The sequence below is a fragment of the Mucilaginibacter sp. P4_A11 genome (assembly GCF_056402535.1).
The window spans coordinates 294239-315442 of record NZ_JBFUHE010000001.1 but is presented as its reverse complement, the minus strand read 5'-3'; the positions used below and the strand labels follow the sequence as shown (position 1 = coordinate 315442).

Annotated in this window: 17 protein-coding genes and 1 tRNA gene; 15 read left to right on the top strand and 3 right to left on the bottom strand. The window is 42.1% G+C overall.

The genetic code is table 11. From position 1 onward, the window contains the following. Positions 1 to 655: 655 nt before the first annotated feature. Positions 656 to 2101 (top strand): glycoside hydrolase, encoded by a 1446-nt coding sequence (locus AC1DUD_RS01420; protein ID WP_477370565.1) that lies wholly within the window; start codon positions 656 to 658, stop codon positions 2099 to 2101. A 230-nt stretch (positions 2102 to 2331) separates the two neighbouring features. Here AC1DUD_RS01420 and AC1DUD_RS01415 read toward each other — a convergent pair whose 3' ends face one another. Further along, a complete protein-coding gene (locus tag AC1DUD_RS01415) occupies positions 2332 to 2808 on the bottom strand; it encodes an Lrp/AsnC ligand binding domain-containing protein (protein ID WP_090532141.1) in 477 nt (158 codons plus the stop codon). Positions 2809 to 2960: 152 nt separating this feature from the next. Between AC1DUD_RS01415 and AC1DUD_RS01410 the strand changes: the two genes are divergently transcribed. From AC1DUD_RS01410 to AC1DUD_RS01395, 4 genes are all read left to right on the top strand, one after another. After that, a tRNA-Asp gene (locus AC1DUD_RS01410) sits at positions 2961 to 3071 on the top strand. A gap of 325 nt (positions 3072 to 3396) precedes the next feature. After that, positions 3397 to 3789: a hypothetical protein gene (locus tag AC1DUD_RS01405; protein ID WP_477370560.1), complete on the top strand. Its 393-nt coding sequence runs from the start codon at positions 3397 to 3399 to the stop codon at positions 3787 to 3789. 205 nt (positions 3790 to 3994) lie between these two features. Then, positions 3995 to 7417 (top strand): ThuA domain-containing protein, encoded by a 3423-nt coding sequence (locus tag AC1DUD_RS01400; protein ID WP_477370556.1) that lies wholly within the window; start codon positions 3995 to 3997, stop codon positions 7415 to 7417. A 218-nt stretch (positions 7418 to 7635) separates the two neighbouring features. Beyond that, the gene (locus AC1DUD_RS01395; protein ID WP_477370553.1) at positions 7636 to 10677 is read left to right on the top strand and encodes an FG-GAP-like repeat-containing protein; all 3042 of its coding nucleotides are present in this window, start codon (positions 7636 to 7638) and stop codon (positions 10675 to 10677) included. Positions 10678 to 10796: 119 nt separating this feature from the next. Here AC1DUD_RS01395 and AC1DUD_RS01390 read toward each other — a convergent pair whose 3' ends face one another. Then, positions 10797 to 11369, bottom strand: coding sequence for a porin family protein (locus AC1DUD_RS01390; protein WP_330860296.1), 573 nt, complete (start codon positions 11367 to 11369; stop codon positions 10797 to 10799). A 193-nt stretch (positions 11370 to 11562) separates the two neighbouring features. Here AC1DUD_RS01390 and AC1DUD_RS01385 point away from each other — a divergent pair, with 193 nt between their 5' ends. The 6 genes from AC1DUD_RS01385 to AC1DUD_RS01360 all read left to right on the top strand — a co-directional run bounded on the left by AC1DUD_RS01385 (position 11563) and on the right by AC1DUD_RS01360 (position 17101). After that, positions 11563 to 11778: a hypothetical protein gene (locus tag AC1DUD_RS01385; protein WP_377021170.1), complete on the top strand. Its 216-nt coding sequence runs from the start codon at positions 11563 to 11565 to the stop codon at positions 11776 to 11778. 63 nt (positions 11779 to 11841) lie between these two features. Next, positions 11842 to 13593: a S41 family peptidase gene (locus AC1DUD_RS01380; protein WP_477370547.1), complete on the top strand. Its 1752-nt coding sequence runs from the start codon at positions 11842 to 11844 to the stop codon at positions 13591 to 13593. Positions 13594 to 13718: 125 nt separating this feature from the next. Then, positions 13719 to 14225: a hypothetical protein gene (locus AC1DUD_RS01375; protein ID WP_477370544.1), complete on the top strand. Its 507-nt coding sequence runs from the start codon at positions 13719 to 13721 to the stop codon at positions 14223 to 14225. Between the two features lie 251 nt (positions 14226 to 14476). After that, positions 14477 to 15352: an OmpA family protein gene (locus tag AC1DUD_RS01370; RefSeq protein ID WP_477370541.1), complete on the top strand. Its 876-nt coding sequence runs from the start codon at positions 14477 to 14479 to the stop codon at positions 15350 to 15352. A gap of 376 nt (positions 15353 to 15728) precedes the next feature. After that, on the top strand, positions 15729 to 16304 hold the full coding sequence (locus tag AC1DUD_RS01365; protein WP_477370538.1) for a hypothetical protein: 576 nt from the start codon (positions 15729 to 15731) through the stop codon (positions 16302 to 16304). A gap of 140 nt (positions 16305 to 16444) precedes the next feature. Continuing rightward, positions 16445 to 17101, top strand: coding sequence for a metal-dependent transcriptional regulator (locus AC1DUD_RS01360; RefSeq protein WP_477370535.1), 657 nt, complete (start codon positions 16445 to 16447; stop codon positions 17099 to 17101). 124 nt (positions 17102 to 17225) lie between these two features. Here AC1DUD_RS01360 and AC1DUD_RS01355 read toward each other — a convergent pair whose 3' ends face one another. Then, positions 17226 to 17726 carry a hypothetical protein gene (locus AC1DUD_RS01355; protein ID WP_477370532.1) on the bottom strand — a complete coding sequence of 167 codons (501 nt, stop codon included), beginning with the start codon at positions 17724 to 17726 and terminating at the stop codon, positions 17226 to 17228. A gap of 289 nt (positions 17727 to 18015) precedes the next feature. On the opposite strand from AC1DUD_RS01355, the gene AC1DUD_RS01350 reads away from it, so the two are divergent. From AC1DUD_RS01350 to AC1DUD_RS01335, 4 genes are all read left to right on the top strand, one after another. Further along, positions 18016 to 18405 (top strand): HYC_CC_PP family protein, encoded by a 390-nt coding sequence (locus tag AC1DUD_RS01350; protein ID WP_477370528.1) that lies wholly within the window; start codon positions 18016 to 18018, stop codon positions 18403 to 18405. Positions 18406 to 18473: 68 nt separating this feature from the next. After that, positions 18474 to 18974, top strand: a complete 501-nt coding sequence (locus AC1DUD_RS01345; RefSeq protein ID WP_477370524.1) for a heavy-metal-associated domain-containing protein — start codon at positions 18474 to 18476, stop codon at positions 18972 to 18974. 24 nt (positions 18975 to 18998) lie between these two features. Beyond that, on the top strand, positions 18999 to 19799 hold the full coding sequence (locus AC1DUD_RS01340) for a hypothetical protein (RefSeq protein WP_477370521.1): 801 nt from the start codon (positions 18999 to 19001) through the stop codon (positions 19797 to 19799). A gap of 12 nt (positions 19800 to 19811) precedes the next feature. Continuing rightward, entirely contained in the window at positions 19812 to 21203 is a 1392-nt protein-coding gene (locus AC1DUD_RS01335; protein ID WP_477370518.1) for a hypothetical protein, read from the top strand. The last annotated feature ends 1 nt before the right edge of the window (position 21204 follow it).

Genomic DNA, 21204 nt, shown 5'->3' with positions numbered 1-21204 from the left:
AATGTAATTGACTGATTTTGACATTTTTTAACACTTTAATGATAAAAGAAGAATAGGCGCAAGGAAACGTCAACGGCTGGAAGAGAAATTATAGCAAGGCTATTATCTTATAGATTAACAATTACACTCAACTCCATAGCCCTATACTTTCACGTCCCATCATGGTCTCTCGTAGATTCAAGTTAACCCACAAAATTGTTTTGTCGTTTAATCATTAAGGCGTTTTGTTTTGCCTCTCTGGGGCAAAGGGTATTTCTATACTTTTTATACTACAAAACCTTTTGCACCTCTGGTGCATCTGTCCTTAAGTATCTCAATTAATGCCTGATTATTTTGTAAAACGTTGCCGGCCCCAGCGGGGCCACCTGTTTATAGCATTAAAAGGGGGCATTTTTTGGCTCCGTAGGTGCCTCCTATTGAAATTTCAGGTTGGTGAATTTTGTGGGTTAACTTGAATCTACAAGAGACCCTAAGGGGACATAATCTGATTCGAGCTTAAAACATCTTTTTCTCTTGCTTTATATAAACTCTCAGCAGGCTATAGCACTGAACATCAGGAAAGTAATATAATCCATACAAAACCTAATTGTGTCCATTTTATCAGTTTGCTTTATTACCGAAAATTACAAACCAATTATTAATCAAAGAAAAATTCATGAGAAAGAATCAAATCCTTTCGGCAATGGCTATGACACTGGCCTGTGCTGTTTTGTCCTGTCGTAAAAATGCTGCGCCACCTACTCAGCAGCGAGTGAATCAGCCAGTTATAAATGCCATTCAAAGCGGGGGAAGCATAACTGTTGGGATAGGAAACCCACTCCAGAAGATTGACCTTGTAGGGGCTGGCTGCTACTTTTACAGTGGGCACCTGGTAAACGGAATAACTAATTTTACTGATGCAAGTAACTGGCTTTGGCATGACCTCAATGTAAACGTTTTTAAAATTGTTCTTAGAGCTAATGGCGTGGAGGATGTGAATGATAACGCAGATCCGAATAATACAGATTTTTCTAAGTTTAATTTTACTGGCAATTCTAACCTTGTTGACCAGGTAACAGCGTTAAAAAAAGCGCTGCTGATAAATCCGGGAATTAAAGTCTGGGCTATTGTATTATCGCCACCTAAATACCTGAAGACCAACAATAGTGTTAACAATGGCGGAACCCTTAATGCCGCCGTAACAAATGCGTATAGTGAATTCGGCGAATTTTTGTATGCTCATATTAAAAACTTAAAAGACAATGGAATAACTGTTAATTATTTGAGTTTAATGAATGAGCCCGATTATCCGTCTTCGGCTGTGCCTTATGAATCGGCAGAGTTTACAACAGCTCAGGCCCAAAGTGCATATACAAATACTGCCGGCTGGCTTAAAACTAAATTACAGTCACTGAGTATCCCTGTACCGGTTTTTGCATCTCCGGATTGTATTGATGTAACCCATACCGGGTCTTATGTATCGGCTCTTAATGCTTCGGGAAACGTGAGTTTTTTCACCACTCATCAATATTCCGGCAGCTCTGCTGCTAATTTCTCAGCAGCCTCTTCGGCAGCGGGAGCAAAGGGCCTGTATATGACGGAGTGGCACGCTGGATTTGGTATGGGAACTACGCCGGATGAACTAACCGCTGCCCTTGACCTGGTTAATAAATTTCACGATGCATTTAGAGGCGGTTCTAAAGGCTGGCTGTATTTTGAATGGGGTAACCCTGAAACTAACTTCGGTGGACTGCTGTATACTCCCTGGGGAGCACCGGCGGTACGAAAGAAAAACTACTACGTTTTTCAACAATATACTGCTAATCTGCTTAACGAAAATTATATTCCTACAACCTTAACCGGTATAACGAATTTTGGAGCTGATAACGTAAGTGCTTTTACAACATCAAACAAGGCGGATATTAATGTAGTTAACTGGAACACCGATGCGCAAAACAGGGTTAGACTGTACTTTGGTGGCAACATAAGTACAATAAGGATTTACAGGACAAGTGCAACAGAAAATAACCAGTTAGTTTGGAGCCAGGATAATGTGAATCAAAATTATTATGACATTGATTATGCCGGAAAATCCTTCACTACAGTAAGGGTAACATGGTAGTCAACTCAGGAGAATATTCCCTTTTAATTTAAAACAGAATATTTTTAGAAATTGATTTGAGCCTTAGAAGCTGTTTAAAAACTAAAAATGCGTCTTTGCTTCGTGAGCGCGCAATCACAATTTATTGACATACCATTTAAAATCGCTTTTTTTAGGTTTTTCATAAAAAACAAACGCCCATAGCCCGATAAAAACCAGGCTCTGGGCGTTTCAATAATTTGAGTAAAAATTTATTCCAGCGTTATTTGCCTCCTGATACTTTCTTCAAGCGAAATGAAGGTTTCGGTACGTTGAATGCCTCTTACACCCTGGATCTGCTCGTTCAAAACTTCGCGCAGGTGCGTGGTATCATGACATACGATCTTAGCAAAAATGCTCCATTCGCCGGTAGTGTAATGCAGTTCAACAATCTCTTTAATTGTTTTTAGCTGCTTCACCGCTTCATTATACTGTGATCCTTTTTCAAGGTAAATACCCAGGAATGCAGTGATGTCATATCCTAACTTTTGCGGATCTACCTCAAGGCTGGCCCCTTTTATTACACCCATCTCCTCTAACTTTTTCATCCGCACGTGTATGGTTCCGCCAGAAACAATCAACTCTTTAGCTATCTCGGTGTATGGAGTGGTAGCGTTTTTCATTAATATTGATAAAATCTGGATGTCGAGATTATCAATTTCTAAATTTTGAGCTTTTCTGTGGGACATAAATTTGAATATCTATATTGAAATACAAGTTTAATTAAAATTCGATTAAAAATAAAATATTTTTGTTGAAATATTTGCAAGAAATAGATAGTCCTATTAAATTTGTATCAAGCAAAAGGGAAATGCTTACCTGTTCTTTAAACGATAAACAATGTTGGGTGGTGAAATTTTTGGCAGACACACCTCCTTGTCCCGGTGGCGGAGATTATGGAAAACCCGTAAGGGCTAACCACTCTGTGAAGGTTCGAATCCTTCCCCAACAGCAAGTTTAAGCACTAAGTTCAAAGTCAGAAGTCGAAAGGCTTAAGACTAAAAGCTTAGGACTTGAAACTTACAACACTGTAGGATGGTGAAATTTTTGGCAGACACACCTCCTTGTCGCGGTGGCGGAGAAATTGGGAAACTTTTAGCAATAAAAATAACCACTCCGTGAAGGTTCGACTCCTTCTCCTACAGCTCTTCTCATAATTTAGGTTTATAATTGGTTAGTAAAGGCCCCTGCCCATCAGGGGCTTTGCTGTTTCTAAAGGTTTTTTTTACGATATTTCAGGCAAAAAATAGCGTAAATTAGCTTACCAAACCAACCTGATGACACCTTCCGAATATATCAACGAACAACCGGCAGAAAAACAAGCGCTTTTAACAAGCATACACCATACAATTACCGATAATGATCTTTCAGTTATACCTGGTGTTGAAAGCATGATGGGCAAGCAAATGATCCTTTATAAAGAAAGGGGTTATATGAAATATGGGCTTGCTGTGGTTAAAAGCCACATGTCGCTGCATTGTATGCCCATTTACATGAACCCGGCGCTACATGCAAAATACAGCGCATTACTCCCGGCAGCTAAATTTCAAAAGGGCTGCATCAACTTCACCAATGCAACAGAAGCCCGCCCCGAAATAATTTCGGCGCTTATAACTGATTGTTCCGCGATCAATATTGCCGATATGCTCGAAAACCGAAAGAAGAAATAATCCTCCGTATAAAGAACGCGGCAAAACTGTCAAAATTACATTAAAAAATATTGTGTCATTTTTACACATTGGGTATTGTTTCGTAAAGATTTAGTTATAAATTTGGTAGGCAACAATTTATTACAATCGATTGAGTAGATTGCAGCAGAAACCCTAAATTCATCAAACTTAAAACCAATTAACCCAAAACTCACTATAAGTCGATATGAAAAAAATCGTCCTGATGGTTCTTGTAGCGTTTAGCTGCATTTACTTATCCTGTAACAAAACACGCCCTAATAAGCCTCGGGTACTTATCTTTTCAAAAACCATGGGCTTTCACCACGCGTCCATCGATGCCGGTATAGTAGCCATCAAAAAACTCGGTGCCGAAAACGGTTTTGATGTGGATACCACAAAAAACTCGGCCATGTTTAATGAGGATACTTTGAAAAAATACTCAACTGTTATTTTTTTAAGTACCACTGCCGATGTGCTTGATTACAGGCAGGAAGCAGCTTTTGAACGTTACATACAGGCCGGAGGCGGTTATGTAGGTATCCACGCTGCCGCTGATACCGAATACGACTGGGGCTGGTATGGCCGTTTGGTTGGTGCCTGGTTTTATGACCATCCCGGCATTCATGATAAAAACCCCAATGTACAGCCCGGCACCTATAATATAGTTGATGCTAATAACGATGCTACTAAAGATCTGCCGAAAGTATGGAAACGTACCGACGAGTTTTACAGCTTCCGCAAACCATTGGCCGAAGATGTTCACGTGCTCATCACCCTTGATGAAAGCACTTATAAAGGCGGTAAACGTATGGGCTTGCACCCCGCCACATGGTTTCATGATTTTGATGGCGGCCGCGCGTTTTACACAGCCATGGGCCATACCGACGAATCTTATAAAGAAACCGGCTACCTGAAAATGCTGCTTGCCGGTATCAAATATGCAATCGGCGAAAATAAGGAACTAAATTACAGCAAGGCTAAAACCCAGCTGCCGCCGGATGAAGACCGCTTTAAAAAGACACAATTATCAACCGGTGAATTTTTTGAACCTACTGAAATGACCATATTGCCGAACTTCGACATTATGGTGATCCAGCGCCGCGGCGAGATCATGCTATACAAGCACGATACCCAAAAGGTAAAACAGGTTGGCTTTTTCGATGTATACTGGAAAGCCCACGTGCCCAATGTAAATGCGGAGGAAGGTATGCTTGGACTTGCCAAAGACCCTGACTTTGAAAAAAACAACTGGATCTACATTTATTATAGCCCTGCCGATAGCTCCGTGAACCGCCTTTCAAGGTTTACATTTAAAAACGATACGCTGGATAAAAAAACTGAGAAAGTTATTTTGGAGGTAAAAGCCCAACGCGATATTTGCTGCCATACAGGTGGTTCGATAGCTTTTGGCCCGGGACCTGATAAAACCCTGTTCTTCTCGGCCGGTGATAACTCAACACCATTTGATGAAAAAGGACAGAAATATGTAAGCAGCGGTTATGCTCCACTTGATGACAGACCAGGCCATTTACAGTTTGATGCCCGCCGTTCGGCTGGCAATACCAATGATCTTCGCGGTAAAATTATGCGTATCAACCTTAAGGATGACGGTACATATGAAATTCCCGAAGGCAACCTGTTCCCGAAAGGCACCCCAAAAACCCGTCCTGAAATTTATGTTATGGGCGACAGGAACCCGTACCGTATAAGTGTTGACCAGAAAAACGGCTACCTGTACTGGGGCGAAGTTGGCCCGGATGCGCATAACGATAGCCTTGACAACCGTGGCCCAATGGGTTATGACGAGGTTAACCAGGCTAAAAAAGCTGGCAATTTTGGCTGGCCATATTTTGTGGGGGATAACAAACCTTACCACCTTTATGATTATGCTACAGGCAAATCGGGCCCGGGATTTGATCCTAAGCACCCGGTTAATAATTCGCGTAACAACACCGGCTTAACTGATCTGCCTCCAGCACAACCAGCATTTATCTGGTACCCTTATGGCCCATCTGCTGATTTCCCACAGGTTGGTACAGGCGGTCGTAATGCTATGGCCGGTCCGGTTTATTATACCGATATGTTCCCGGAAGAAACCCGACTGCCTGATTATTATAATGGCAAGTTTTTGGCATATGACTGGATGCGCGGCTGGATAAAAGCCGTTAGTTTAACTCCTGAAGGTGATTTTGATAAGATGGAACCTTTCTTCCCGAAATTGAAAGTAAACTCCATGATTGATATGGAAGTTGGCCCCGATGGCAGGCTTTATGGTTTGGAGTACGGCAGCGGCTGGTTCTCCCATAACCCCGATGCCGGTTTGTTCCGTATCGACTATATCTCAGGAAACCGTCCGCCTGAAATTTCATCCTTCAAGGCTGATAAAACATCGGGCGTGTTGCCATTCACAGTTAAACTTGCTGTCAAAGCTGCCGATCCGGAAAAGGACAATATTTCCTACACCTGGAACCTGGGCAATGGCGTAACGAAAGAAACCACCACGCCGGCGCTAAGTTATACCTACACAACAGCAGGCGATTTCAAAATCACCGTTGAAACAAAAGACGACAAAGGTGCATCAAGCAAAAGCGCGCCTGTTAGCGTATACGCGGGCAATGAACAGCCAACCGTTAGCATTAACATTACAGGCGGTAACAAATCATTCTATCTGCCGGGTGTACCGTTTAAATACGCGGTTAACGTAACCGACGGACCGGATACTAAAGCAGTTGATCCGAAACGCATTTATGTGGGATTAGATTACATTGAAGGTTTCGACAAAGCACAGTCGGCAACACAGCATGAACAGGGAGAACCTGAAAACCGCGGCAAAACGCTCATGCTCACTATGGATTGCAAAAGCTGCCATAAGGAAGACGGCAAATCAATAGGGCCATCATTTGTACAGGTTGCGGCCAAATACAAAAAAGATCCTAATGCCATGGCCAAGCTTACCCAAAAGGTAATAAAAGGCGGTGCCGGTGTTTGGGGCGAAACAGCTATGTCTGCCCATCCAAACATTAAACAAGGCGACGTTGACCAGATCATCAACTGGGTACTATCATTGGATAAGAGCGATCAAAAACCATCGTTAGCAGCATCGGGCACTATTTTGCCTGCCCCACCTGAAAAACAACAGTCGGCAGCCTTAGTTTTATCTGCCAAATACACTGATGACGGCGGTAATGATATCAAAAAACTAACCGGAAGCGCCATTGTATCATTAAACAGCAGTACTTATCAATTTAAAGGCACTGAAAAATTCAACGGGTTTACCGCCTTTAAATATAATGGTATTAACCTGATGATCTACCCGGCTGCCGAAGCCTGGTTTGAGCTGGAGAACATCGATCTTACAGGTGTACGCTCTATCAACCTTACCAACTTCTGGCAGGCACCGCCAACTGCCCCGCTTAATTTTGAGTTGAGGCTCGATTCAGAAACTGGCACACTTGCAGGTAAAGGCAGCATGCCGGTACCGGCTAAAGATGCCAAAGGCGGCGCTGTACATGTAACGCTTACGCAGGTAACGGACGGCAAAATGCACAAGCTGTTCTTTGTATATAAACCGGCGGGTAAAGCCGCTATGACAGCCGGGGTAACATCGGTAGTGTTTAGCGCTAAATAGCTTTGGCATGTTATTAAGGAAGGCGTTAGATGGTTTTCACGCCCTCGCCCGATATAATTGAAAGCTACTTCAAATCCTAAAACAAAAAGACCGTATCATAACTAAAATGATACGGTCTTTTTGTTTTGCGGCTAATTTACCGGCATCAGAAGATAGTTTCGGATCATTTTAATATTATATCTTAGCGCAAATTTTTCAACTTGAACCTTGCACTTTTTATGATATTACAACGTATCGGTGCTATTTTATTATCAGTTTTGCTATTTATAACTGTTAATGCCAACGCCCAAGCTCCGGTTATAAACGTATTTACTCCCACAACCGGGCCTGTTGGTACATTAGTTAATATTTATGGTGCAAACTTTGGCGCTAATATTTCCGTCAATACGGTCTATTTTGGAGCTGTAAAAGCAAATATCACATCCGCAAGTACTACACATTTAACAGTTAATGTTCCGAAAGGTGCAACTTGCCAGCCAATTACAGTTACCAGCAATGGCCTTACCCGCTACGCCGAACAGCCTTTTATAACTACGTTTAATAACCCACCTTTTACAAGCAATTCATTAAATGGGAAGATTGATTTTCAATCCGGAAATTCCCCTTATGGAGTCGCCATAAAAGATTTGGATGGGGACGGCAAGGCAGATATTGTATGCGTTAATAGTGGCGGTAATAATGTTTCGTTTTTAAAGAATAACAGCCAGCCGGGTGTACCAGCCTTCACACTGGCCGCTCAAAAAGTAGTAAATAATTATTCAACAGGCTTAGCTGTTGATGATTTGGACGGAGATAGTAAACCAGATGTTGTAGTTGCAAACTTTAGTAACAATACAATTTCTATATTCAAAAATACATCTGCCAATAACCAAATTAATTTCGATAATGCTATAACATTTAATACAGGTCAAAGCCCATACGCCATCGCTATCGGTGATTTTAATGGAGATGGTAAACCTGATTTAGCAGTCACAAATGAGTATAGTTACCCATCATACATCTCTGTATACACTAATTCAACACCGGCAAACGGCCCGATTCCTTTTTTAGCGGAAAAGGATTTTCCTTCATTAACCAATTCAAGAGGGATAAGCGCAACTGATGTAGATTTAGACGGCAAAGCGGATATCATTGTGGCGAGTCAAAACGGTTTTGTTTCAGTATTTAAAAATACATCCGCAGGCAGTTCCATTAATTTTGATGCAAAAATTGACTACAGCGTGCCATCAAGTGGCGGAGGGGCTGAAAGTGTTGTGGTTTTAGATTTTGATGGAGATTTAAAACCGGATATTGCAGTTGCGGATAATGATTTGCCCGGAAGTGTTTCCATATGGAAAAACAATAGCTCGGCAGGTTCAGTGTCTTTTGTAAACAGGCAGGATTTTTCTACAGGCCAAAACCCTTTTAGTATCTGCGCGGGCGATATCAATGGTGATGGAAAAACAGATCTTGCTGTAACCAACCAGGTTGATAATTCGATATCAGTGCTCATAAACAGTACTTCATCGGGCAATATCAATTTTAACAATAAATTAGATTTTGCGACGGGTAATTACCCCAGAAGCGCTGTTATGGGTGACATAGACGGAAATGGCAGGCCTGATCTTATTGTTGGAAATAACTCAAGCAGCACTGTGTCCGTTTTACTGGCAAACGCCCAAAAACTGCCGTCAATAATTACCTTCCCTCCTCCCCAGACAATGAATATCGATAATGACAATATTCTGCATCCGGGAGCAACCAGTACAAATACTGAAACTCCTATCACCTATACCAGTAGCAATCCAGCCATTGCTTATGTAGATGCAGCGGGATTGATCCATGTGATTGCTCCGGGCGTAACGGTAATAACCGCATCGCAAAACGGCAATGATAATTACAACCCGGCAACTCCGGTACAGGAAACTTTTACAATCAAAGAGATCATGTTCCTTGATTTGCCACCGTTTACAACCAAAACAACATGTTCCGCAGACTTCAATGCAAACGTTAGCAGAAGCAATGCAGTAATGCCTATAACTTATACCAGCAGCAACCCGGCCGTTGCAACTATAAACGCCCAGGGTTTAATCCATATTACAGGCTCCGGAACCACCATTATTACAGCAAATCAAAGCGGCGATGACTTGCACAATGCCGCCACTCCGGTATCGCAGCAACTAACTGTCATTTTGCCGGTTAGCCCAACAGTAACTATAGATGTTGATAATAGCCCTGCATGTACGGGCGCGTCCATTAACCTTACGGCAACTCCAACAAACACGTCGGGCGGCACAATAAGCTATCAATGGCAGGTAAACGGTGTAAACACGGGAACAAACAGTCCGGTACTGACTTTAACTTCGGCGGCAGCTACGGATGTTTTTAGCTGCACTATTACAGAAGCTGCCTCCTGCGCGTTACCAGCCAGTTCGAATAACATAACCAACATAGTCTTTTTACCTAATCAAACCCCTTCGGTTGTTATTACATCGTCCGCTCAAACCCCGGTATGTACCGGTACATCTGTCAGCTTCACCGCGGTGCCAACTCCCGGAGCCGGCAATGTAATTTACCAGTGGAAAGTTAATGGCATACCCGCCGGTAATGGCCTCCCCACTTTTACCACGAATACACTCAGTAATAATGATAAAATCAGTTGCGACATAACCAATACCAGCAGCCCTTGTCTTGCTAATGCCAATGCTACGTCAAACGTCATTTCGGCAAGTATAATCAATAATTCAGGCCCTGCACTAACGGTTTCAATAAGTGCTTCGGCAAATAACATTTATGAAAGCACCCTGGTTAGTTTTGTAGCTGCACCATCAAATGCAAGCATGGTAAGCAACTACCAATGGCAAATAAACGGCATAAATGCCGCAAATGGCAACAGTTATATGTTTAACACTAACCAACTAAAAAACAATGATGAAGTAACCTGCATAATTACCAGCACCGATGCCTGCAGCGTACCCGTAACAAGTAGCCCAATTAAAATAACGGTACAACTGCTAAATGTTGCTATACCAAACACTTTTAGTCCAAATGGCGATGGGGCGAATGATTTTTGGAGCATTCCTGCTTTATCCAACTACCCTAACTGTTCAGTAAAAATTTTCACCCGTTACGGCCAGGCGATATATGATACAAAAGGATATGGCAAACCCTGGGACGGCACTTATAAAGGAAAATTATTGCCGGTGTCAACCTATTACTATATTATTAAACTGGATAATAAAACCCCGCCTTTTAGTGGCTATGTTACTATCATTAGATAGAGACTACGGCCTAATAATAGGTAAATGCATATAATTAGGCATAAAACAGGGCTGATCACAATTAATGATACAGCCCTGTTTTATGTTAATCAACATGTTCTCGCGAACATTAATCAAACTTAAAAAATCTTGAAGCCCACACTCAGCGCCCAAAGGTTTTGGCGTTTGGCAAAACTGTCGCTTACTTTGGTTAAACCACCTTCGTAGCGTAAGTCGGCAGTGATTGAGCCGATATCAACACCGGCACCCGCCTGGAAGCCGAGGTTGCTCTTGTTAAAGTCATTCGCGGCATTACTGATATTATTACCAAGACTTGTGCTTTGATCAAGCGTGTAGGTATAAATAGGCCCTGCCATAATACGGAAGTTCAGGTCTTTTTCGCCAAATGATTTACCTATTAATAATGGTACGTTCAAATTAGTGAACCTTACTTTACCACTAAAGGCGGTGTTATTATCATTCGATTCAAATTTACCGCCGGTACCGCTCAGGTAAAGCTCGGGCTGTAAGTAAAGGCTGTTACCAAAACGGGCAAACAATCCTGCCTGATAGCCGGTAAGGTTTTTATCACTAAAATTATCGGAGCCGATTTTCGAAAAATTGACACCACCTTTTACACCTAAAGAAAATTGTGCTTTTGCGCTGATGCTTACCGCTATCAGTAATACTGCACTTAATAGATACTTTTTCATGATTTTCAATGTTAAATGTAAAGCTGTAAACGCACATGATCCTTTAAATTGTATACAGCCCACGTTATTAAATTAGTATAGTTTATAACCCGGCCAATATTAAGGCCGTATTAGGCATTATCAATACACGAGCCAAACATTTAAACAGCAGCAACTTGGTATTTTTTATATTTTTGCTGAAAATAAATTAAACATGGCTGAAATCAGTATTACAAACAAGGATTGGGAACGCGTAAAAATTAAAATTCAACGTAAATACAACCATCTTACAGACGAGCAGTTGAAATATAGCGAAGGACAGGAAGAAAGCTTGATTACCAAACTGATGGACCTGGTAAACCGCGACCGTAAATATGTGGTTTTCACCTTACAAAAAGCTTTGGTTAATATTGATAACAACAGGCTGTAAAATAGACACTACGGTTATACAAACTGGATAGCTTTTTTGTATTTTTATTTTTTTCGAGGATAAATGATGAAACAGGGTTTAGTGTTCAAAAAAGGATACAAAAAAGTGGGCTTATTTGCAGGTATTGCATTGCTGGCCGCAGGCATAGTGGGTTTTAATGACGACCTGTTCCAGATCTCGAAGAACCTTGATGTTTTTGCCTCCGTTTATAAAGAGGTAAATATCAACTACGTTGACGATATCAATTCGGCTAAGCTGGTGAAAACCGGTGTTGATGCCATGCTTGATGGCCTTGACCCTTACACCGAGTTTGTACCCGAATCGGAAATTGAAGACTACAAGCTCCATTATGTAAGCACCCAGTATGGCGGCATCGGCGCCAGTATTTTTGTGCGTAACGGAAAAGTATTTGTATCAGAAGTTTTTGCTGGTTTCCCCGCTCAAAAGGGAGATGTGCACCCAGGCGACCAACTCCTTAAGATCAACGATGTTGACCTTAACGGTAAAGATAACGACCAGGTAAGCCAGTTGCTTAAAGGCTCAAAGGGAGCTGCCATAAAACTATTCATCAAGCGCGATAATACTCCTCAGCCTTTTGAAAAAAACCTGGTTCGCGATGAGATCAAACAACCCAACGTATCATACTTTGGCATGGTTGATGGCAACATGGGCTACATTAAGCTGGATAAATTTCTCGAAAACTCGGCAGCCGAAGTCACCAATGCACTTACCGAATTAAAAAAGAGAAACCCTAACGGTATCATCCTTGATCTTCGCTCAAATGGTGGCGGCATATTGCAGGAGGCTGTTAAAATAGTAAACCTTTTTGTGCAGAAAGATGTGGAGATCGTATCGCAAAAAGGGAAAATAAAAGAAAAGAACTTCACTTACAGTACCATCAGCGCACCGCTCGAGCCCGATTTGCCTTTGGTAGTGTTAGTTAACAGCCATTCGGCATCAGCAAGCGAAATTGTTGCCGGTTCATTGCAGGATCTTGATCGCGCGGTAGTTATCGGACAGCGCAGCTATGGCAAGGGGCTGGTACAGCAAACTTTCAATTTACCTTACAATAGCCTGGTAAAAATTACCATCGCCAAATATTATGTACCATCGGGCCGTTGCATCCAGGCGCTGGATTACACTCACCGCAAGGATGATGGCAGTGTGGTAAAAGTGGCTGATTCGCTTATCCACGAATTTAAAACAAAAAACGGCCGCTCTGTTTATGATGGCAGTGGTATCTATCCTGATCTGTTTATCAAACAGGAAAAATTTGCCAACGTTACCCAGGCATTAGTAGGCAAGCTATTAATATTTGATTATGCAACCGTTTACCGCGACAAGCATTCCAAAATTGCCGATGCCCGTTCGTTTACGCTATCTGATGGTGACTACAATGATTTTATAAAATACCTGGCTGATAAAAATTACAACTATACTACCGCGTCAGAAAAATTACTGACCAGCTTAAAGGTTGAAGCCACCAGGGATAAACAGTTTAACGATATTCAGGGGGAGTATGAAGGCTTGAAAACCAAATTGATCGCCAGCAAAAAGAATGACCTTATCCAACATAAAGACGAGATAAAGCAAGTACTTGAAAATGAAATAGCGTCGCGTTATTACTACGAAAAAGGCCGCTACGAAACCAATTTTAAATACGACAAGGAACTTGCACAATCTATAAAAACAATGCAGGATAAAGCCCAGCTGGCATCTATTCTTAAAGGAGAAGGCAGTTATAAAATTATTGGGAAACCGGTACTTGCTATGGCTGGCAAAAAAGCTGCCGACAAAGATAACGACGACGAATAATCTGAACATCAGTTAGTTTTAATCCAACTAAGATATTGTAACCAATTAGTTACCCGTTGCAACATGTAACGGGTTAAACTTTTATGCGCTGTTATTGTCATACCTACAACAAACAATCACACAACATGAAAAAGATAATTTTAACAGCTGCCATTTTATTAAGCAGCTTAACTGTAAAAATAGCCAGCGCCCAAATAAGTTTAAATATCAATATTGGCAGCCAGCCCGAGTGGGGCCCTGTAGGTTACGACCATGCAGATTATTACTACCTGCCCGATATTGATGCTTATTACGATATCAACGCCCATCAGTATGTTTATTTTGATAACAATGCCTGGGTACATGGAGGTATTTTGCCGCCACGTTTTGGGAACTATGACGTTTACCGCAGCTATAAGGTTGTTGTAAATGAGCGCAACCCATGGGTTAGGAACGATGTTTATAAACGTAAGTATGCTTCATACCGCGGCCGTCATGACCAGGTTGTAATTCGCGATAGTCATGACGAAAAATACCGCAACCATTATGTTGATCGCAAAACAACGCGCAGAGTTGATGTAAAACATAAATCAAACGGTAATAAACGTGGTCATGATGATCATGACAACCACGGCAACGGTCACCGCGATTAAGTTTTTGTATTGTTATAATTTTGATTGTTTTTATGAAGGACTGTCCCCCAAAAAGGACAGTCCTTTTTACGTTAAATCCATGCTATATCTACCGTAAGGGGCAAAGCCCGCCTTCGGCACAAAAGTTGCCGCGTTATGTCACATTTGGGTTAACTTTTATAGTTTGTTCACATAGGTTTACCTGTAAACAAACATTATATTCGTTACTTAGTTAACCGATTTATTGTTAAACGATTTAATCAATTTACATTATGAAATATCGAATATCCATTGTGGCGCTGCTGGCAATAGCAGTATTAAGCCAAAGCTGTGTAAGCAGCAAAAAGTACAAAGAACTGGATGCTAATTACACCCAATTGCAAAACAGCACCCGCGACCTGAGCGTAAAATATCAAACCAGCGAGCAGGCCCTTGCCGTAGCTAACAGCCGCAACAAAAGCCTTGAAGAACAAATAGCGCAGCAGAAAAATAACGTAGTTGCCTTGCAAGATGCCTTGAACAAATGTTTAAATTCGAGCAGCCAGGGCAATGTGAACATCTCTAAACTGGTTGATGAGATCAACAGTTCAAACCGCTACATACAACAATTAGTTAATGCTAAAAACAAAAGCGATTCACTCAACATGGTGTTAACCAACAACCTTACCCGTTCATTAAGTGCGCAGGAAACCCAGGATGTTGATGTTAAGGTGTTGAAAGGCGTAGTTTACATCTCACTGTCTGATAACATGCTTTATAAGTCAGGTAGTTATGAAGTATCTGACAAGGCCGGCGCTACTTTAAGCAAGATTGCCAAGATCATTACTGATTACAGCACTTACGATGTGCTGATTGAAGGTAATACTGACAATGTGCCTATCTCGCAGAAAAACATCCGTAATAACTGGGACTTGAGCGCTTTGCGTGCGTCATCAGTGGTGCAGGCATTGCAAACCACTTACCAGGTTGATCCTAAACGCTTAACCGCCGGCGGCCGTGGCGAGTACAATCCTATTGCAGATAACTCTACCCCAACCGGTAAAGCACAAAACAGGCGTACACAGATCATCATTACTCCAAAATTGGATCAGTTTATGGACCTGATAGGTAAAGCACCAGCCGATCAGCCTGCTCCGGCAAAACAATAATTTTAGTTTAGCTACTATATATAAAGCCACCTCAACAGGGTGGCTTTTTTCGTGTACAATTATTTTTGTATGTTTTTACATACAATATGCATGGGCCAGGTCAGGTGATTCGTTGTTACCCAAAAGTTTTGCCTATCTACATAATCATCAATTAATGCCAATAAAACACAGCTTTTTTAATTCGGAATATCACTCATTTAATTAAGACGGAAAATCACTGACAAATACCTTATTACAAGTAATTAATAATGCTTCGTTACACTAAGGTTACGTTGGCAATGGCATTTATTTTGAATAAAGGGAACAACTGGTATTGAAACAAGTTAAACCATGGGCTTTAACCATAGTCATACCAATATAACTTATTACACGCTTTATGAAAAAGATCATTTTATCGGCAGTTATTTTATTGAGCTGCTTCACTGCAAAAATAGCTTCGGCACAGGTTAGCGTTGGCTTGGGTATTAATATAGGCAGCCAGCCCGACTGGGGGCCCGTAGGATATGATTATGCAAACTATTACTACATGCCTGATATTGATACTTATTATGATGTGCCAACCCACAATTATGTTTATTACGAAAACAACGTATGGGTACACCGCAGGTACCTGCCAGTAAGATATCGCAATTACAACGTTTACAATGGGTACAAGGTTGTTGTTAATGACCGTAACCCATGGTTTCGCAATGCTTACTACAGAAACCATTATGCCGGCTACCGCGGCCGTCATGATCAGGTGATCATCCGTAACAGCCGTGATGTAAGATATGCCAACCATTGGCGCGGAGGCGATCGTGGCTGGCACGGCGGTAACCCAAATAGGGGCGGATGGCATGGTGGCGGCGATCGTGGCCACGGTGGTTGGCACGGCGGTGGCGATCATGGACACGGTGGTGGAGGACACGGTGGCGGTGATCATGGCCATGGAGGTGGTCACGGACACCATTAAAAATTGTATCATAGAATGCAAACAGGCTTCCGAAAGGAGGCCTGTTTGCATTAAGGCTATCTGCAACTAATTAGTAACGTTTAACGTGTTAGAAGCGTCATGCTTTTGCTTATGTTTGTATTTTATCAAATTCATCACTGATGTATACGCTTTCGGAAGAAAACTATTTAAAAGCTATTTATCGCCTTGCATCACAGGGGAAAGATTTTAAAATAACGCCTACTGCTATAGCCGAATCACTTAATAACAACCCCGCCTCGGTAGTTGATATGATTCGTAAGCTTACCGAAAAACTATTAATTGAATATGATAAAAAAAATGGAGTGAGGTTAACTCAGCAGGGGGCAAAGGATGCAACTTTGATTGTACGCAGGCATCGCCTTTGGGAAGTTTTTTTGCTGGAGAAATTAGGCTACCACTGGGATGAGATCCACGATATCGCAGAAGAACTGGAACATATTAATGATGCTACCCTTGCCGACAGACTGGATAAATTCCTTGGCTTCCCGGAATACGATCCTCATGGCGATCCCATCCCTAAAGCCAATGGCAAAGTACCCAAACCCTATTCCGTAAGCCTGTCAGCGCTTAAACCCGGCTCCCAAAGCCAGGTTGCAGCAGTACGTGACACCAGCAGCTCGTTTTTGCAATACCTGCAAAAATTGAACATCGGCATTGGTACAAAAATTCAGCTGATTGAAAAGATCCCCTACGATAATTCTTTGGTGATAAAAATAGAAGACCGCGAGGATACCACGGTTTCTCAAAAGTTTGGCGAGAATATTTTGGTGGACTAAAGGAGCTTAAAGCAGAAAGCTGAAGGCTGAAAGCTTCGAAAAAGCAGAAAGCTTAAAACAAAATGCTAACAGCAACTTACAAGAAAGGAAGCTTTGAGCTTTCAGCCTTCGGCTTTAAGCTCAACTATGGTTTCCCTGTTATCGTTGATGATTGGGCAAGTTCGGCGTCAACATCTACATCAAAATACAGGCGGTAGATCTCCCACTCGTTTTTAGGTTTGTAAAACATAAAAGTGATACGGGCTGGCTGCCCTTCATGTTTAAGCAGGTAACTGTACAATACCAGGCTATTTGATGCCTTGCGCTGCAAGATGAGGTCTTTTCCCAGGTATTTCCCAATAACACTGCGCATAGAATCTATCTTAACAATGAGCCCGGTGAGCCGGGTCGAGTCCATCAGCTTATTGGTTTTAAAAATGTCAATTACCGCTCGTGCCGTGCTTTGCTTATCGTATTCTTTAAAAAATTTATCGATATGTGTTTGCACCCCGGCTACCGGAGCCGCTGCCGGTGTTGCTGTCGAGGCTGCCGCCTGGGTTTGTGCCGAAGCAACGTTACCGATGAATACCAGGACTGATACTATAAAAAATAAGGGCTTAAATGCTTTAAAGTAGGTATACCGCATGTTAAAAAAAAGTTATTTTTTAAAAGTAGGTATTTTTTATAAATCCCCCAATATTGAGCTTTTAAGATGTTCAAAATATGATATTGTAGTGGTGCATTAAATGCAAATCACTTATACATTGGTAGCACCCGTAGTACCTAAGAAGGATAACAAAATAAAGAGGCTGACGTTTCCATATAGGGATCAATAGATATGTCAAAATCACTATTTGCACATTTGTTGAAGCCAGGGTTTGTCCAAACTGATAAAACATTTTGTAATCAACAAGTTAATCACCTATTTTTGCAACATGGTAAAAAGATCAGGAGCAATATTACTCACTCTGCTGTATACAGTTACAGTGCTGGGCTTTGCTCTTAATTTCCATATTTGCGGCGACTATGTAGCATCAGTAAAAATTGATGCACCTGCTGTTAACTGTAAAATGGACCAAAAAGGCGGCAAAATGAAATGCTGCAAGGATAAGCAGGTTGAGGTAAAGGTTAAAGACGCTCACCAGGGCGAATCGACTTCGTTTTTAACAAAAATGTTTGGTTTTGAATTGCCAAGCTGGTCGTTCGATAGTCTTTTCCCCGCGTTGCAATCTTCTTCTACTGACAAATTTTATGACCGGGGCCCGCCCGATCAACCTGTACAGGGTATTGCCACCTTTATCCTTAATTGCATTTTCCGTATTTGATCTGTTAATTGTTAACCCGGTAAACCTTATCAGTAGTTTATTATCTAACAATTATTATAACGATCAACATGAAATCTTTAAAAATATTCATCATCATATTTTCGCTTTCTGTAACCGCAGCTAAAGCTCAATTCACCAAAGCCGAATTACAAGTTAGCGGCCTTACCTGCGCCCTTTGCGCTAAATCAACAGAAAAAGCCTTACGTGCGCTGCCATTTGTTGGCGAGATCAAAACCGATCTGATCCGCAATACTTATCTTATCACTTTTAAAAATGATGTGCCTGTAAATTTCGAGCAGATCAGCAAAAAGGTTCAGGGCTCGGGCTTTTCGGTTAACAGTTTAAAAGCCACTTTTAACTTTGCCAATACAAAGGTTGCCGAGAATACTTTCAACTATGGGGGAGATACCTACCGCCTGCTTAACGTTGCCGACAAATCATTTACCGGCGATGTTAACTTTACTGTGGTTGATAATGGCTTCGCGCCTAAATCGGTATCTAAAAAATATCTCGGCCAGGTTACCGATACCGCCCCCGCAAGCGGTCGCGTTTATCATTTAGCTATATAAGGCTTTTCATTTAACATCATTTTTATGAAAAGGATATTATTGGCTTTTTGCCTTATGGCAATGGCCTGTCCTGTGTTGGCGCAGGAACTGTATGTAAATACAGAGTCCGCCAGCAATATGGCAACAGGCTCATTAGGCATCCGTGTTGAAAACCAGGGGTACTTTACACCAACGTACAAAAACCGCAATACCATTGAGACCATGTATGGCGTTAGCCGGCATTTAATGGTGCATGGTTCTGTTTACATGTCTGACTATTATAGCTCCAATCAACATTTTGAAGGCGGCAGCGTATATGCCAAGTACCGGTTTCTATCTATCGATACCGTTCAGCGGCATTTCAGGGGCGCATTTTTTGCCAAGCTGTCAAGCATCAACAACCCTATAGTTAATCGGGAAATCACTTTAGAGGGGGATAACAGCGGTGCACAGGGCGGCGTGATTTTCACTCAACTGCTGCATAAGCTCGCGCTTTCGGGATCTGCAAGTTATTTGCGTGCTTTTGACAATAGCGGAAATTATGAAGTGCCGGTAGATAGGGTACGCAATGCTGTCGCCTATACCCTATCGGGAGGCTATTTGCTGCTGCCCCGAAATTATCGGGATTACAAGCAGGTGAACTTAAACCTGTATTGTGAGTTATTGGGCAAAACTAATCCCGGGCATGGCGAAAGCTACCTGGATGTTGCCCCCGCCCTGCAACTGATCTTTAATAGTACTTGCAGGCTTGATTTCTCATACCGCACGCCTATCTATAACGATATGCAGCGGAACACCAAAAACATGTACCTCATCAGGCTGGAGTACAACTTCTTTAATCTTTAACCCTACAAAACGATGAAAGCATATATTTTGCTCATCCTCATGTTCCTTGCTGCTGCCGGCGCATCAGCCCAGCACCAGCATAACATGAAGATGAGCGATACTACAAAAAAGAATCTGCGCATGAACAGCACCAAGCCTATGATAATGGACGGCATGGACATGGGTGATATGAAAATGGATACGCCCATGCACCGTATGGTGATGACCAGCCAGTTCTCACGCGATCTGCCCATGAATCGCGACGGCTCCGGTACCTCATGGGTACCGGATGAAACTCCGATGTACGCCTACATGATCCACGGTAAAAAATGGATGAGCATGGTTCATGGCAGTTTTTTCGCCCGTTACAATAACCAGGATCTTTTTAATTCCGGCAAACGCGGAGGCAGTAACAGGATAGATGTACCTAACTGGCTTATGTTCATGACCCAGCGAAAGGTTGGTAATAATGGTCTGTTCTCTATTAACACCATGTTCTCCCTTGATCCTCTTTTGGTGGGCAATGGCGGCTATCCCCTCCTGTACCAAACTGGCGAATCATATAAAGGACAAAAGTTGGTTGATAAACAACACCCGCATGATCTTTTTTCTGAGTTGAGTGTGGCGTATACCCAGCGTGTAGCTAAGAACGCGGATATCTCCCTGTCATTCGGCTATCCGGGCGAACCGGCTTTAGGTCCGCCGGCATTTATGCACAGGCTATCGGCCATCAATGATCCCGATGCACCGCTTGGTCATCATTATCAGGACGCAACACATATTACCTTTGGCGTGGCTACATTAGGCTTCCGCATTAAAAATGTCAAACTGGAGGGATCGATATTTACCGGTCGCGAGCCTGATGAGCACCGCTATGATTTTGATAAGATGAGGTTTGATTCGTACTCGGTCCGTTTATCTTACAACCCATCTAAAGAATGGGCGCTACAAGTATCTGATGGATGGATTCACAGCCCGGAAGAAGCAGAGCCAGGGCAAAATGTGAACAGGTTTACTGCTTCGGCCATTCATACCAAAATGTTAGGTAAAAACAGTTATGTGGCAACCACAGTGGTTTATGGTCAAAATCATTATTCAGACAACCATAAAACCCAGCCATCTGTATTGTTGGAGAACACTTTCCAGCTCAGCAAAACGGCAATTTACGGCAGGTATGAATTTGTACAGAAAGATGCCGAGGAATTGGACATGCATGACGCCTATCCACTTAATCCTAATTTTAATATCAATGCTGTAACGCTGGGTGTAAACCACATTTTGCGCAGTTTTAAAAACACCAATGTAACCGGCGGTGTGCAGGCTACACTCAACGTTTCGCCATCGGCATTAAAACCGCTTTACGGCAGTGCCCCGGTTGGGTTTGAGGTTTATTTAAGGATAAGCCCGGCGCTGATGAAAATGTAAA